This window comes from Allobosea sp. 2RAB26, from assembly GCF_052115465.1.
Classification (GTDB): Bacteria; Pseudomonadota; Alphaproteobacteria; order Rhizobiales; family Beijerinckiaceae; genus Allobosea.
The window spans coordinates 493,758-508,249 of record NZ_JBFRGS010000001.1 but is presented as its reverse complement, the minus strand read 5'-3'; the positions used below and the strand labels follow the sequence as shown (position 1 = coordinate 508,249).

Sequence of the window (14,492 nt, the reverse complement as noted above, 5' to 3'; positions counted from 1 at the left end):
GTTTGATCGGCGCGAACAGCCGGACATCTCCGAGAGCCGGCCGTTTCACCTCGCAAGACGGAACCTCTACTCGTGCCGTGCGATGCCTCGCTTGCATTCCGCAGTCGACTTGCGTGGAGCGCTCCGACGTCGAGGGCGATCCGATTGAGGCGCGAGCTCCCTCCGCCATGCCGGAGGGCAAAGCAAAGAGCCCAGGCACCATGACAGCGTCGCCGCCGTCATGGTGTCGCGAAACCAGAATTGCTGGGCATCGGCCCAGATTGCGCCCGGGGCGCTCGGCTACGCCGCCTCCAGCCCGAATTGCAGGGCAGCCAGCCTGGCATAGAGCCCGCCTCTCGCCTTGAGCTCCGCGTGGGTGCCTTCCTCCACCACCCGGCCCTCGTCCAGGACCAGGATGCGATCGGCAGAAAGGATGGTGGCGAGCCTATGGGCGACCACCAGCGTAGTGCGGCCCTGCATCAGCCGGTCGAGCGCATCCTGGACCGCGCGTTCGCTTTCCGAATCGAGCGCGGAGGTGGCCTCGTCCAACAGCAGGATCGGCGCATCTTTCAGCACCGCCCGGGCGATCGCCAGACGCTGGCGCTGGCCGCCCGAGAGCGTGACGCCACGCTCGCCGACGACAGTGTCGTAACCCTGCGGCAGAGCACGGATGAAGCCGTCGGCTGCAGCAAGGCGGGCGGCTTCCTCGACCTCCTCGCGGCTCGCACCGGGGCGGCCATAGGCGATATTGTCCCGCACCGAGACGCCGAACACGGTCGGCTCCTGCGGCACGAGGGCGAAGCGTTGCCGCCAGGCTTCCGGATCGGCGTCGGTCCCGGCGATGCCATCGACCATGATGCGGCCATCGGCCGGATCAAAGAAGCGTAGCGCAAGCTGCAGCACCGTGCTCTTGCCGGCACCGGATGGGCCGACCAGGGCAATGCGCTCGCCCGGGCGGACGCTGAAGGACATCTCGTGCAGCGCCAGGACCGTCCGCCCAGGATAGGAGAAGGAGACGCGTTCGAAGGCGAGTTCACCGAGCGATGGCTCGGGCATCGGTTTTGGATGCACAGGAGCGGTGATCGCCGGTTTGGTCGCGAGGATTTCGCCGAGGCGCCCGGCGGCGCCGGTGGCGGCCGAGATCTCGCCATAAACCTCCGAGAGCTGTCCGAGCGAACTCGCAGCCAGCACCGCGTAGAGCACGAATTGCGAGAGCCTGCCGCCAGTCATCCGGCCGGCAAAGACATCCATGGCGCCGACCCAGAGCACGCAGACCACGCTCGCGCTGACCAGGAAGATCGCGACGCCTGAAAGGATGGCACGCGAGCGCGTCGCGGAGCGCGAGGCCGCATAGGCATCGTTCGAGGCACTCTCGAAGGCCCGGGCCGTCTGCCGCTCGGCCCCGAAGGATTGCATGGTGCGGATCGCACCGACCGCCTCCGAGGCGAAGGCCGAGGCATCGGCCAGACGATCCTGCGCCGCCCGCGCCCGGCGCCGGACCGAGCGTCCGGAGAAGACCAGCGGCAGCACGATCAGCGGGATCGCGGCGATGACGATGGCCGAAAGCTGGGGGCTGGTCACGACCATGAGCGCCAGGGCACCGAGAAACATGATGCCGTTGCGCAATGCGATCGAGGCAGCCGAACCGAAGGCCGATTTGATCTGCGTCGTATCCGCCGTAAGGCGCGAGACGAGGTCGCCCGCGCGGCTCGAATCGAAGAATGCGGGCTCGAGCCGGGTCAGATGGGTGAAGACATCGGCGCGCAGGCTGGAAACGATGCGCTCGCCGATCGTCATCACCAGATAGAATCGCGCCGAGCTCGCCAGTGCCAGCACGGCGACGACCCCGATCAGCAGCATGAAATAATTGTGGGCGAGCGCCTGATCGCCGCCGGAGAACCCGACATCGATGACGCGACGGACCGCGAGCGRCAGCACCAGAGTCGCGCCCGAGGCGACGATCAGTGCGAGGATGGCCAGCGCGATCCGCCCCTTCTGCGCCAGCGCATAGGGCCAGAAGGAGGAGAGAGAATGGAAATCGGGGCGCGTCTTTTTCTGGTCTTCGTTATCTTCGGCCACGCTTCACTGTCCTGTCATGCTTGCGCTGTCGCTTCGCCTGCGCTATTGCGCTGGCGACTTCACGACAGGCTCATACGAATTGTTCGACGGGCCGGCCAGCTAGCCTGGTTATCGACCGTGCCCGCTTACGATTGAGGATTTCGCCATGAAGACCGGCATCCATCCCGACTACCACACCATCAAGGTCGTCATGACCGATGGCACCGAATACTTCACGCGTTCGACGCTCGGCAAGGAGGGGGACACCCTCAATCTCGACATCGACCCGAAGACCCACCCGGCCTGGACCGGCGGCACCCAGCAACTGATGGACCGCGGCGGCCGCGTCTCGCGCTTCAATTCGCGCTTCGGCGCCCTCAGCGCGCTCGGCAAGAAGTAATTCGGCCGTCGATCGTCCCCGATCGACGCAGCCGGCAAACACAAAAGCCCGGCCTAACGGCCGGGCTTTTTGCGTGTCGGGCGGCGATTGGTCGCGGTCGCGAGCCCCTCGCATCGGGCTCAGTTGAGCAGGGCGAGCCGCGATTGCAGGCTGCGGATCTGGCTCTGGACGGGGTTCGGAGTGACCTCGAACACGTCTGAACCGGACATCAGCCCTTCGAGGTGGCGGATGCGGTCCTGCAGACGGATGGAGTGGGCAATCAGATCGCGCAGCCTCTGCGGCAGGCGCATCGCCTCTTCCTGCACCGGCGACAGCATCGGCTCGGCGATCTTGACCTTGTTCTTCTCCAGCCGAGCCTGCTCTGCGGTCATCTCCCCTTCGGCCACGGCGCGCTGCACCAGGAGCCAGGAGGCGATCTGCATCAGCCGCGTCGTCAGGCGCATGCTTTCGGTCGCATAGGTCAGCGCAACATCGCGCGGGAGTGCCGCCGACTCGGCGCGGCCGTCGCCATCGAGATAGCTCGCCGTCAGCTCGACCAGCGCCATGCCCTCGCGAAACAGCAGCATGAAGCCGTCCGATTTGACGAAGCCCCTTGCAAAGGAAAGTGCGCCTTCATCCGGCCCGGACTTCAGCAGCGTCATATCGGTCATCGCGACGTCTCCAATCGGCACAAAGGCGTGTGCGTCTGGGACGCGCCACGGATTGATACCGTCACAACGGCAAGAATAGCGCCGTTGCATTGTCGAGACTCTGGTAAGATGTTGTTAACCTTAACACGCCATGAAGGCCAAAAAAGAGCCGCCCCGAAGGCGGCTCGAAGGTCAACAGGGAGGCGTCAAACAGAGTGGGCAGGAGCCACTCGACATCCAGAGAAACTGGATGATCGGATTCATACTTTGGAATCGTTAAGGAGCGGTTAAGAACGCCGCCGCGCCAGCATATTTGCGCAAGGAAACGGCAGGATCGGGCGACTATTGCCCTCCTCCCGCGCCAGTCGGCCCGGTCGATGCGCGCTTCTGCAAACCTGGCACGACGAAGCCTGAGCTATTCGTGCCGCGAGCCCCTGCCTCAGCCTATCTTGCGGAAAAAGGCATCCGCAGCCGAGCGCGAGGCATCCTTCTTGGCCCTGATCTCCATCAGGCGCGCGATCTCGGTCTTGAGCGCCTCGATGCGTTGATCGATCTCCGCGAGCGACAGCATCGCAAGATCCTGCCCGATCTGGTGAATGGGTTGCGGCGCGGGGCGGTCATCCTCTGAAAATATCGACATGGCTGCCTCATTTTCGAAACGCGACGGCGGAGACTAGCCGGCTCGCCGCCGCAAGGCCACTATCTCTGCGAAGCAGGCGTCAGATGCGGACGCCTCATGACCAAAGAGGGACAACCAGACGTGATGCCAACCCTTCCCGAGACGATGACCGCCATCGGCTTTGCGGCCCCCGGCGGCCCTGACGTGTTGCGTCCTGAAACACGGCCCGTGCCGAAACCGGCCGCAGGCGAGGTTCTCGTCGAAGTTGCGGCCGCCGGCATCAACCGGCCCGATGTCCTGCAGCGGCTCGGCGGCTACGCTCCCCCGCCCGGCGCCTCGGATATCCCCGGCCTCGAGATCGCGGGCAGGGTCGTGGCGGTCGGCGATGGCGTCGGCCGCTTCGCGTTGGGAGACCGGGTCTGCGGGCTCGTCGCCGGCGGCGGCTATGCCCAATATGCAAGCGTCCACGAGAGCAATGCCCTGCCAGTCCCCGCCGGGCTGTCGCTGATCGAGGCGGCCGCGATTCCCGAGACCTATTTCACCGTCTGGACCAACGTCTTCCAGCGTGGCCGGTTGAAGAGCGGCGAGAGCTTCATGGTCCATGGCGGCAGCTCGGGCATCGGCACCACGGCGATCCAGCTCGCAAAGGCCTTTGGCGCGACGGTCATCGCAACCGCGGGCTCGGATGAGAAATGCGCGGCCTGCCGCGAACTCGGTGCCGATGTCGCGATCAACTACCGGGAGCAGGATTTCGTCAGCGCCGCGAAGGAGGCCACCGGCGGGCACGGCATCGACCTGATCCTGGATATGGTCGGCGGCGACTACATTTCCCGCAATTACGAGGCAGCGGCCGAGAGCGGCCGGATCGTCCAGATCGCCTTTCTGAACGGCCCCAAGGCGGAGGTCGATTTCCGTCGGCTGATGATGAAGCGCCTGACCCATACCGGCTCGACACTGCGCCCGCGCACCATCGCCGAGAAGGCAGCCATCGCCGCCGAGCTGGAGGCCAAGGTCTGGCCCCTGCTGGCCCAGGGCCGCTGCAAACCCATGATCCATGCGACCTTCCCCTTGGCAGAGGCCGCGGCCGGGCATCGCCTGATGGAGAGCAACGCCCATATCGGCAAGATCGTCCTGACGATGTGACCCGCAGCCGCGATATCAGTGCTCGCCTTGCCGGCCGGCGCTGTCATCGAACCGATCATAGGGCTGTCTGAGCCACCGGCGCCTTCCGCGCTTTTTCTTGGACAGCCTTCATGGCTTTGCATATAACGCCCGCATCCTGCTCATCGCTGATGATTTGGATGGCCGGCCGAGGAGGCCGGTCGGCGCATGAGAGCTTTTGTCCGCGACCCTGATCCGGCGTAAGCCGCCGGCCTTCGAGATCCAGGAGACGATGCCGTGTCACAACCCCCGCTGATGCCGAAAGCCACTGCGGTCTGGCTCGTGGAAAACACGTCGCTGACCTTCGAGCAGATCGCCGAGTTCTGCAAACTCCACCCGCTCGAAGTTCGCGGCATCGCCGATGGCGAAGTCGCCGCCGGCATCAAGGGCCTCGACCCGATCACCTCTGGTCAGCTCACCCGTGAGGAGCTCGAGCGCGCCGCCAAGAACCCGAACCACCATCTCCGGCTTGCCGAGCGCAAGGTGAAGGTGCCGGAGATCAAGCGCGCCAAGGGGCCGCGCTACACCCCGGTTTCCAAGCGCCAGGACCGCCCGAACGCGATCCTCTGGCTGCTGCGCAACCATCCCGAGCTCAAGGACGCGCAGATCATCCGCCTGATCGGCACGACGAAATCGACCATCGCCCAGATCCGCGACCGCACCCACTGGAACGCGCAGACCCTGACGCCGGTCGACCCGGTCAGCCTCGGGCTCAGCTCGCAGATCGATCTCGACTTCGAGGTCGGTCGTGCGGCCAAGGATCGCCCGGCCGCCCTTGCGGAGGCAGGCTCGACCTTGCTCCCGGCCGAGGAGACCACCGCGCGGGAGCCGGTCCATGCGAGCCAGCCTTTCGCCGATATGAGCAAGCCGAAGCGCGAGGAGGAAGCGGCGATCGACGTCGATTCCGTCTTCGCCAAGCTGAAGCAGCTCAAGCGTCCGGCCGACGAGGACGACGAGATCTGAGGTCGCTGACGACCGAGCGGCCTGCCTGTCGCGGAGAATGGCCTTGGCATCCGATCTTGCCTTCACCTTTCTCGGCACGGGCGCGCCGCCGGTCAGCCTGCGCCGGGCCGGCCCGTCCCATCTCGTCGAGGGGGCCGGACGCAAGGTCCTGATCGATTGCGGTTCAGGCGTGAGCCAGCGCCTGGTCGCCGCCGGCCATCGCGGCACCGATATCGACCTGCTCATCGTTACACATGAGCATTCCGACCATCTGGTCGATTTCTACCAACTTGTGGTCTCATCCTGGCATCAGGGCCGCGCCCGCCCCTGGCGTGTGCTGGCCCCTGCCCCCGCACTTGCCAATATGCGCGCGCAATACGAGGGCTTTGCCCGCGAACGCGCCTTGCGCATTGCCTTCGAGAAGCGGCCCGACGCCACGGGGCTCGATGTGCAGTTCGAGGAGCTGCGCGAAGGCATCGTCTCCGGGCTGGGCGAACTCGCGATCGACGCCTTCCTGGTTGATCACCGGCCTGTCGAGCCCGCTTTCGGACTCGCGATTTCGCTGGCAGGCAGCAGCCTTGTCTTCTCGGGCGACACGCGCCTGACACCGTCGCTCGAACGCGCCGCGCAGAATTGCGATCTGCTGGTCTGCGAGGTCTTCATCGACAGTGAGATGCCTGTCGTCGCCGGTATTCGCTCGGCCGAGACCGTAGCGGCCGTACAGGCCTATCACATGACACCCGCCGTGGTGGCCAAACTGGCGACGCAGGCCGGCGCAGGCATGCTCGCGCTGACGCATCTGGTACCGCCTGGCGCCGACACCTCCCGGCTTGCCCGCGAGATCAGGACGGCAGGTTATGCCGGCCCGCTGATTGTTGGCGAGGATCTGATGGCGCTCGATGTCGGCGAACGACTGCTGCACTGGAATGGCGCGACGATCGGGATCTGAGCCGCATCATCGCGAGCCAGGCAATCCTGTCTCGCCCTCGGACTAGCCAACGCCTCTCGCCTTGAGGACCTCGCCGATCTCGTCGAGCACGACAGGATCGTCGATCGTCGCCGGTACGGCATATTCCTCGCCATCGGCGATCTTCTTCATCGTCGCGCGCAGGATCTTGCCGGAGCGTGTCTTCGGCAGGCGTGCCACAGTCACCGCGAGCTTGAAGGCAGCAACCGGGCCGATCTTGTCGCGCACCAGCGCAACCAGCTCCTTCTCGACCTCGGCCGGGCTTTGCGTCACGCCCGATTTCAGCACGACGAACCCGCAGGGCTGCTCGCCCTTCAGAGCATCCCTGATACCAACCACGGCGCATTCCGCCACCGCCGGATGCGAGGCAAGCACCTCCTCCATGCCACCGGTCGAGAGCCGATGGCCGGCGACGTTGATGATATCGTCGGTGCGGCCCATGATGAAGACGTAGCCGTCCTCGTCGATGAAGCCGGCATCCGAGGTGTTGTAATAGCCCGGGAAGGAAGTGAGATAGGATTGGCGGAACCGCTCGTCGTCCTGCCACAGCGTCGGCAAGGCGCCGGGCGGCAGCGGCAGCTTGACCACGATCGCCCCCATCGTGCCGGCCGATACGGGTTTTCCGGTCTCGTCGAGGCACTGCACGTCATAGCCCGGCAGCGGCACGGTCGGCGATCCATGCTTCACCGGCAGGAGCTCCAGCCCGACCGGGTTGCCGACCATGCAGGAGCCGCTCTCGGTCTGCCACCAATGGTCGATGACCGGAACCTTCAGCACGTCCTCGGCCCATTTCAACGTATCGGGATCGGCCCGTTCTCCGGCGAGGAAGAGCGTGCGGAACTGCGACAGGTCGTAGCGTGCGAGATGGGTTGCCTGCGGATCCTCCTTGCGGATCGCGCGAAACGCCGTCGGTGCGGTGAACATCGCCACCGCCTTGTGTTCGGAAATGACGCGCCAGAACGCGCCGGGATCAGGCGTGCCGACCGGCTTGCCCTCATAGAGCACCGAGGTCGCGCCATGCAGCAGCGGGCCATAAACGATATAGCTATGGCCGACGACCCATCCGACATCGGACGCGGTAAAGAAGACCTCGCCCGGCTTCACGCCGTAGAGGTTCTCCATAGTCCATTTCAGCGCGACCATATGGCCGCCATTGTCACGGACCACTCCCTTGGGCCGACCCGTCGTGCCCGAGGTGTAGAGCACATAGAGCGGGTCCGTGGCGGCGACCTCGACGCAATCGGCCTTGCGTCCCGCGGCCTTGGCCGAGGCGACCAGCGCCCGCCAGTTCCGGTCGCGCGTGACATGCATGGAGGCGTCCGCCTGGGGACGCTGCAGCACGATGCAGGTTTCCGGCTTGTGGGCGGCGAGCGCGATCGCGCCGTCGAGCAGCGGCTTGTATTCGACGATGCGTGTCGGCTCGATGCCGCATGTCGCGGTCAGGATGACCTTTGGCCTGGCGTCATCGATGCGCGTCGCCAGCTCCTTGGCGGCGAAGCCGCCGAACACCACCGAATGCACCGCCCCGATCCGGGCGCAGGCCAGCATGGCAAAGGCTGCCTCCGGGATCATCGGCATGTAGATGATGACGCGGTCGCCCTTGCCGACGCCCAGATCCTGCAGGACAGCCGCAAGCGTCGCGACCTCGCCGAGCAGATCACGATAGCTGTAGCTCGCCTTGGTTCCGGTGACGGGGCTGTCATAGATCAGCGCCGTCTGCTCGCCCCGCCCGTCACGCACATGCCGGTCGAGCGCATTGAAGCAGGTATTGCAGCTCGCATCCGGGAACCAGCGTCCATAGACACCGGCTTCGGCATCGAAGATCGCCTGCGGCGGCTTGATCCATTCGATCTCGCCTGCCGCCTCGCGCCAGAAGCCGATCGGATCCGCCTGCCAGCGCGCATAGGTTTCGCGATAGTGGCTTGCATGCGTGGCATTCATCGGACGCGTTCCTCTTCGCCTGGTTCTGGCCTAGACCCGGCAAGCGGGTCGGGCGATTTTGCGCGGGATCGTGCTCACTCTCCCCCGCCTGCGCAAGCACGCCGCCGTCAGACTTTAGCTACGCATCCGCGCACGACCGCTCCCGCCCTCGCCCCCCCGGACAGCCATGAGCTTCGACCCAGCCTATCTCGCCGCGATGGTGCCTGCCGTCATCCTGGTCGGGCTCGCCAAGGGTGGCTTCTCGGGCCTGGGGCTGCTCTCGCTGCCGCTGATGGCGCTCGTGCTCCCGCCGGTCCAGGCGGCCGCGATCATGCTGCCCATCCTGATCGTCCAGGACATGGTGAGCGTCTGGGCCTATCGCCGTGAGTTCGACAAACGCAACCTCGCGACGATGCTGCCGGGTGCTCTTCTCGGCGTGCTTGCGGGTTATGTCTTGGCATCGCGGGTTTCCGATGCCGCGGTTGGCCTTTCGGTCGGCATCATCTCGGTTGCCTTCGCAGGCCGTCGGCTCTTCGCCGACCGCAAGGCGCAGTCGCCGGTCACGAAGCCCGCGTTCGGGCCCGGCAGCTTCTGGGGCGCGGTTTGCGGTTTCACCAGCATGATCGCCCATGCCGGCGGCCCTCCCTTTCAGATCTACGTCATGCCGCAGCGGCTCTCGCCGCCGACCTTCGTTGGCACCGGCGCGATCTTCTTCGCGCTGCTCAATCTCATGAAAGTCGGCCCCTATATCGCGCTCGGCCAGTTCACCCGCGAGAACCTCGCCGCGTCGGCGGCACTGTTTCCGGTCGCGATCCTCGCGACCGTTGCCGGTGTCTGGCTGGTGCGCCGCGTGCCGGCGGAACGCTTCTACACCATCATCTACTGGCTGCTGATTGCTGTCGGCAGCAAGCTGATCATCGACGGGTTCCTGGCGTTGCGCCTCCATCCCTGACCCACGAGTCCAGCTGCGTCGATTGCGCCGCATCGGAAAAAGGGATGGATTACGGGAGAGCGCGGGACCGGCTAGATCCGAAGGCGACGCGACGGAAGAAGGCGCCCCGATGAAGACCTCGCCCTATGACATCGACCTCGACCGCAACCCGGCCAACTTCCAGCCGCTGACGCCGCTGACCTTCCTCGAGCGTGCCGCCGCCGTCTTTCCCGACCATGTTGCGATCATCCACGGCCCGTTGCGCCGGACCTATGCCGAATTCTACGCACGCTCGCGCAGGCTTGCATCCGCGCTGGCGAAGCACGGCATCCGCAGGGGCGATACCGTCGCAGCCATGCTGCCGAACACGCCCGCCATGCTCGAATGTCACTACGGCGTGCCAATGACCGGCGGTGTGCTCAACACGTTGAACACGCGGCTCGACGCCGCCATCATCGCGTTCTCGCTCGACCATGGCGAAGCCAAGGTGCTGATCGCGGACCGCGAATTCTCGAGCACAGTCCAGGCGGCACTGGAACTCTGCAAGGTCAAGCCGCTGGTCATCGACTATGACGACCCGATCTATGACGGCAGCGGCGAGCGGCTTGGCAGCGTCGAATACGAGGACTTTCTCGTGACCGGCGACCAGGATTTCGCCTGGACGTTACCCGGCGACGAATGGGACGCGATCTCGCTGAACTACACATCGGGCACCACCGGCGACCCCAAGGGGGTGGTTTATCATCACCGCGGCGCCAATCTGCTCGCGACCTCGAATATTGTGACCTGCGGCATGGGTCGTCATCCCGTCTATCTCTGGACGCTGCCGATGTTCCACTGCAATGGCTGGTGCTTCCCCTGGTCGATCTCGATCCTCGCTGGCACCCATGTCTGCCTGCGGCAGGTCCGCGCCAAAGCGCTGTACGCGGCGCTGGCGGATCATGGCGTCACCCATCTCTGCGGCGCTCCCATCGTGATGTCGACGCTGCTCAACGCCCCGGCGGAGGAACGCCGCCCCTTCTCGCAGAAGGTCTCCTTCCTCACCGCCGCCGCCCCGCCGCCAGAAGCCGTGCTTGCCGCGATGAAGCAGGCTGGGTTCGAGGTGACGCATCTCTACGGCCTGACCGAGACCTATGGTCCCTCAGTCGTGAATGAGTGGCAGCGCGACTGGGACGCCTTGGAAGCTGCGGACCAGGCCGTGCTGAAAGCACGCCAGGGCGTGCGCTACCCCGCCCTGGAAGCCCTCGATGTACTCGACCCGGAAACCATGCAGCCGGTTCCCCGCGATGGTCAGACACTCGGCGAGGTGATGTTCCGCGGCAATGTCGTGATGAAGGGCTACCTCAAGAATCCGAAGGCGACCGAAGCTGCCTTTGCCGGTGGCTGGTTCCATTCCGGCGACCTGGGCGTGCGTTATGCCGACGGCTATATCCAGCTCAAGGACCGCTCCAAGGACATCATCATCTCCGGCGGCGAGAACATCTCCTCGATCGAGGTCGAGGACGCACTCTACAAGCATCCCTCAGTGCAATCGGCTGCAGTGGTCGCCAAACCGGATGAGAAATGGGGTGAGACGCCCTGCGCCTTCGTCGAACTCATGCCGGGGAAGAATGCGACCGAGGCGGAGATCATCGCCTTCTGCCGCGGGCTTCTGGCCTCATTCAAATGCCCCAAGACGGTGGTCTTCACCGAGATCCCCAAGACCTCGACCGGCAAGATCCAGAAATTCAAGCTGCGCGAGATGGCAAGGGCCCTGTAGCGCCAGGCGCGGCTTCCAGGCCTGCATGTCCATTCTACGAGAAAGCCGGCCCCTCCTGGGACCGGCTCGATCAAAACCATCCTATTCGACGGGCGATGGCTGCCCCGTTATCCCGTTCAATGCAGCGTCGGCTGCGGCATCGTCATTCTGACGCGCTCGATCTCTTCCTTCAGCAGCAGCTTCTTCCGCTTCAACTCGGACACACTCAGCGTATCGGAAGAGGGGCGCGCCGCGGCTTGGGCGATGGCTTCCTCAAGCTGACGATGCTTGCGCTCGAGCTCGGCGAGGTGGGTCTGCAGCGACATCTGGATTCTCCTGATGAGCGATTGACGGGGGGAGTCTGACACAGAGCCGGCTTCAAGTCTCTGGGGCAGCAGTGCACTGCACCATGAGTTTCCGTGATCCTGGGTCTCTCCTTCCCGCAGGGCGCGAATGGCACGCGCTATCCCTGCGCGAAGCGACACTGCGCTCTTGCCGGGCCGCCCGCGCCTGAGCATAGTCGGCTCGGATCGCGGCAATGATGAGACGGCTTCATGGGATTCGAGCTGAGCCCTGAGGAGATCGAGGCCTTTACGGCCGAGCTGGCTCGTCTGCGCGAAGAGCATCGCGACCTCGACAGCGCCATCGACGCGTTGGAGCGCATGGGCGCGATCAATCAGATCCAGGTGCAGCGCCTGAAGAAGCGGAAGCTCTACCTCAAGGACCGCATCACGCAGATCGAAGACGCGCTGACGCCCGACATCATCGCCTGATGCGGAAAACAGCACACAGAACAATGATTTCGACGAATCGGTGCTTGCCTGCCGGGCTGCCCGCAGTTTAAGTCGCGCGCTTCCTCCCCTCGCATGGGAAGCGAGTGCACATGGCCGATACCAGCCCTCCTGTCGCCATCATCATGGGCAGCCAGTCCGACTGGGCGACGATGCGTCATGCGGCCGAAGTCCTCGACATGCTCGGCGTGGCCCACGAGGCTCGCATCATGTCCGCGCACCGGACCCCGGAACGCATGTTCTCCTTCGCGAAGGAAGCCAAGGCGAAGGGCTTCAAGGTCATCATCGCGGGCGCCGGCGGGGCCGCGCATCTGCCGGGCATGACGGCTTCGCTGACGCCGCTTCCGGTCTTCGGAGTGCCGGTCGAATCCAAGGCCCTTTCCGGCCAGGACAGCCTGCTCTCGATCGTGCAGATGCCGGCGGGCATCCCGGTCGGCACGCTCGCCATCGGCCGGGCCGGGGCGGTCAATGCCGGCCTCCTCGCCGCCGCCGTGCTCGCCTTGGGCGATGAGCCCCTGGCCGAGCGGCTGGAAGCCTATCGCAGCCGCCAAAGCAGGGCGGTCGCCGAATTCCCCAGGGACGACGCATGAGCACGCCCGATCCGCGCGGGCTTGGCCCCGGCGCCATGCTCGGCATCCTCGGCGGTGGGCAGCTTGCCCGCATGATTGCGCTCGCCGCCGCCGATCTCGGCATTCGCGCCCATATTTTCGCGCCCGAGGCTGATAGCCCGGCCTTCGACGTCGCCGCCCGTCATACGATCGGCGCCTATGAAGACGAGGCTGCGTTGGCCGGATTTGCCGATGCGGTCGACCTCGTCACCTATGAGTTCGAGAATGTGCCGCATGCGACAGCGGCCTTCCTCGCCGCGCGCACGCCGCTTCATCCCGGCGCGCGCGCCCTGGCCCTGACGCAGGACCGGCTGAGCGAGAAGAGCTTCGTCGCCGATCTCGGGCTGGCGGTTGCGCCGTTCCGCGCCGTCGATTCGCTGGCCGATCTCGAACGCGCGGTCGCCGAACTCGGCCGCCCCAGCGTCCTGAAGACGCGCCGCTTCGGCTATGACGGCAAGGGGCAGGTGAAGATCGCGGCTGATACCGATCTGGCCGAAGCCTATGAGGCCATCGGGCATTTTCCTGCCATCCTCGAAGGCTTCGTCAGCTTCAGCCGGGAGGTTTCCGTCGTCGCAGCCCGCAACACTGCCGGCGACTTCGCTGCATTCGATCTTTGCGAGAACGAGCATCGCGACCACATCCTCGCCTTCACGCATGTGCCGGCGCAGGTTGCGGCCGGGACCTCCGCCAGCGCCATCGAGGCGGCGCGCAAGATCGGAGAAGCGCTCGGCTATATCGGTGTCTTCGCCGTCGAGATGTTCGTGGTTGGCGAGGGCGCGAGCGAGACCGTCATCATCAACGAGATCGCGCCGCGGGTGCACAATTCCGGACACTGGACCAGCGAAGGCGCCGAGACCTCGCAATTCCACCAGCATGTCCGCGCCGTCTGCGGCCTGCCGCTTGGATCGGCCACCCGTCGCGGCACTGTCGAGATGGAAAACCTTGTCGGCGACGCCGCACTTCGTTGGCGGGAAATCCTGGCAGAGCCGGGCGCGCATCTGCATCTCTACGGCAAGCGGGATGCCCGCCCCGGCCGCAAGATGGGCCATGTCACGCGGCTGAAGCCGGCCCGCACATAACGTGCTTCCTTACGGAGTCGGCACTCATTCCTGCCGGCTTGTCCGGACGAATCCCGCGGCTCGTCTCCGCCCGCGATTTCTCCACGTTCTCCGGCTCTTCCGGCGTGGACAGCCGAATTGAATTCTGTTATCCGCACAACCCTTCCTGCGAGTTGAGAAACTTCGCCGGACCCGAAATCTTGACCAACCCGCTAAAGACGGACAATCACGTGCAGGTTCTCGTTCGCGACAACAATGTCGATCAGGCTCTTCGCGCCCTCAAGAAAAAGATGCAGCGCGAAGGCATTTTCCGGGAGATGAAGCTCCGCGGTCATTACGAGAAGCCTTCCGAGAAGAAGGCGCGCGAGAAGGCGGAAGCCGTCCGCCGCGCCCGCAAGCTGGTCCGCAAGAAGCTGCAGCGCGAGGGCCTTCTGCCCGCGCCGGTGAAGCCCAAGCGCCCCTGATCTCCGGCTGAGGGCGGCCGCTTTGGCCGCTTCGCACGGATGCATCATGTCGAAACAGCGCCTGGAGCCTCTCCGGGCGTTGTTGCTTTTTCGGCGGCGTTAACCAAAGCTTGGCAGGATGCAGGCGTTCTCGCGTGAAGGGGCGCTGTCGGCTGGGGAGCGCAATCAGGTCATGACGACCAACGGGGTCGAGCATGGCAGTCGAGGCACAGAACCGGGACCGATGA

At 65.2% G+C, this 14,492-nt stretch carries 15 protein-coding genes; 10 read left to right on the top strand and 5 right to left on the bottom strand.

Features of this window, described 5'->3' with window-relative positions:
- Positions 1 to 279: 279 nt before the first annotated feature.
- Entirely contained in the window at positions 280 to 2,058 is a 1,779-nt protein-coding gene (locus AB4118_RS02305) for an ABC transporter transmembrane domain-containing protein (RefSeq protein ID WP_441488194.1), read from the bottom strand.
- A gap of 145 nt (positions 2,059 to 2,203) precedes the next feature.
- On the opposite strand from AB4118_RS02305, the gene rpmE reads away from it, so the two are divergent.
- Positions 2,204 to 2,437 (top strand): 50S ribosomal protein L31, encoded by a 234-nt coding sequence (gene rpmE, locus AB4118_RS02300; RefSeq protein ID WP_043238453.1) that lies wholly within the window; start codon positions 2,204 to 2,206, stop codon positions 2,435 to 2,437.
- Between the two features lie 119 nt (positions 2,438 to 2,556).
- On the opposite strand, the gene rcdA is transcribed toward rpmE, so the two are convergent.
- Together rcdA and AB4118_RS02290 are read right to left on the bottom strand one after the other, a co-directional pair.
- Positions 2,557 to 3,087 (bottom strand): protease adaptor protein RcdA, encoded by a 531-nt coding sequence (gene rcdA / locus AB4118_RS02295; RefSeq protein ID WP_113513280.1) that lies wholly within the window; start codon positions 3,085 to 3,087, stop codon positions 2,557 to 2,559.
- A gap of 418 nt (positions 3,088 to 3,505) precedes the next feature.
- Positions 3,506 to 3,706, bottom strand: coding sequence for a DUF1192 domain-containing protein (locus AB4118_RS02290; RefSeq protein ID WP_069879389.1), 201 nt, complete (start codon positions 3,704 to 3,706; stop codon positions 3,506 to 3,508).
- Between the two features lie 120 nt (positions 3,707 to 3,826).
- Between AB4118_RS02290 and AB4118_RS02285 the strand changes: the two genes are divergently transcribed.
- The 3 genes from AB4118_RS02285 to AB4118_RS02275 all read left to right on the top strand — a co-directional run bounded on the left by AB4118_RS02285 (position 3,827) and on the right by AB4118_RS02275 (position 6,737).
- Positions 3,827 to 4,828 (top strand): NAD(P)H-quinone oxidoreductase, encoded by a 1,002-nt coding sequence (locus tag AB4118_RS02285; protein ID WP_441488193.1) that lies wholly within the window; start codon positions 3,827 to 3,829, stop codon positions 4,826 to 4,828.
- A 255-nt stretch (positions 4,829 to 5,083) separates the two neighbouring features.
- Positions 5,084 to 5,809, top strand: coding sequence for a DUF1013 domain-containing protein (locus AB4118_RS02280; RefSeq protein WP_441488192.1), 726 nt, complete (start codon positions 5,084 to 5,086; stop codon positions 5,807 to 5,809).
- Between the two features lie 43 nt (positions 5,810 to 5,852).
- Positions 5,853 to 6,737 (top strand): MBL fold metallo-hydrolase, encoded by an 885-nt coding sequence (locus AB4118_RS02275; RefSeq protein ID WP_441488191.1) that lies wholly within the window; start codon positions 5,853 to 5,855, stop codon positions 6,735 to 6,737.
- Positions 6,738 to 6,779: 42 nt separating this feature from the next.
- Here the strand turns inward: AB4118_RS02275 and AB4118_RS02270 are convergent, their stop codons facing one another.
- A complete protein-coding gene (locus AB4118_RS02270) occupies positions 6,780 to 8,696 on the bottom strand; it encodes a propionyl-CoA synthetase (protein WP_441488190.1) in 1,917 nt (638 codons plus the stop codon).
- 166 nt (positions 8,697 to 8,862) lie between these two features.
- Between AB4118_RS02270 and AB4118_RS02265 the strand changes: the two genes are divergently transcribed.
- Together AB4118_RS02265 and AB4118_RS02260 are read left to right on the top strand one after the other, a co-directional pair.
- Positions 8,863 to 9,627 carry a sulfite exporter TauE/SafE family protein gene (locus AB4118_RS02265; RefSeq protein WP_441488189.1) on the top strand — a complete coding sequence of 255 codons (765 nt, stop codon included), beginning with the start codon at positions 8,863 to 8,865 and terminating at the stop codon, positions 9,625 to 9,627.
- 109 nt (positions 9,628 to 9,736) lie between these two features.
- Positions 9,737 to 11,365 (top strand): acyl-CoA synthetase, encoded by a 1,629-nt coding sequence (locus tag AB4118_RS02260; RefSeq protein ID WP_441488188.1) that lies wholly within the window; start codon positions 9,737 to 9,739, stop codon positions 11,363 to 11,365.
- A 116-nt stretch (positions 11,366 to 11,481) separates the two neighbouring features.
- Here AB4118_RS02260 and AB4118_RS02255 read toward each other — a convergent pair whose 3' ends face one another.
- The gene (locus AB4118_RS02255) at positions 11,482 to 11,670 is read right to left on the bottom strand and encodes a DUF465 domain-containing protein (RefSeq protein ID WP_043238472.1); all 189 of its coding nucleotides are present in this window, start codon (positions 11,668 to 11,670) and stop codon (positions 11,482 to 11,484) included.
- A gap of 228 nt (positions 11,671 to 11,898) precedes the next feature.
- Between AB4118_RS02255 and AB4118_RS02250 the strand changes: the two genes are divergently transcribed.
- The 4 genes from AB4118_RS02250 (at position 11,899) to rpsU (ending at position 14,265) form a co-directional block, all read left to right on the top strand.
- Positions 11,899 to 12,117, top strand: a complete 219-nt coding sequence (locus AB4118_RS02250; protein ID WP_043238474.1) for a YdcH family protein — start codon at positions 11,899 to 11,901, stop codon at positions 12,115 to 12,117.
- A gap of 110 nt (positions 12,118 to 12,227) precedes the next feature.
- A complete protein-coding gene (gene purE / locus AB4118_RS02245) occupies positions 12,228 to 12,725 on the top strand; it encodes a 5-(carboxyamino)imidazole ribonucleotide mutase (RefSeq protein ID WP_441488187.1) in 498 nt (165 codons plus the stop codon).
- Entirely contained in the window at positions 12,722 to 13,822 is a 1,101-nt protein-coding gene (locus AB4118_RS02240) for a 5-(carboxyamino)imidazole ribonucleotide synthase (RefSeq protein WP_441488186.1), read from the top strand. The genes purE and AB4118_RS02240 overlap by 4 nt, the downstream gene beginning before the upstream one ends.
- Before the next feature lie 209 nt (positions 13,823 to 14,031).
- Positions 14,032 to 14,265, top strand: a complete 234-nt coding sequence (gene rpsU / locus AB4118_RS02235; RefSeq protein WP_038359685.1) for a 30S ribosomal protein S21 — start codon at positions 14,032 to 14,034, stop codon at positions 14,263 to 14,265.
- Positions 14,266 to 14,492 lie beyond the last annotated feature (227 nt).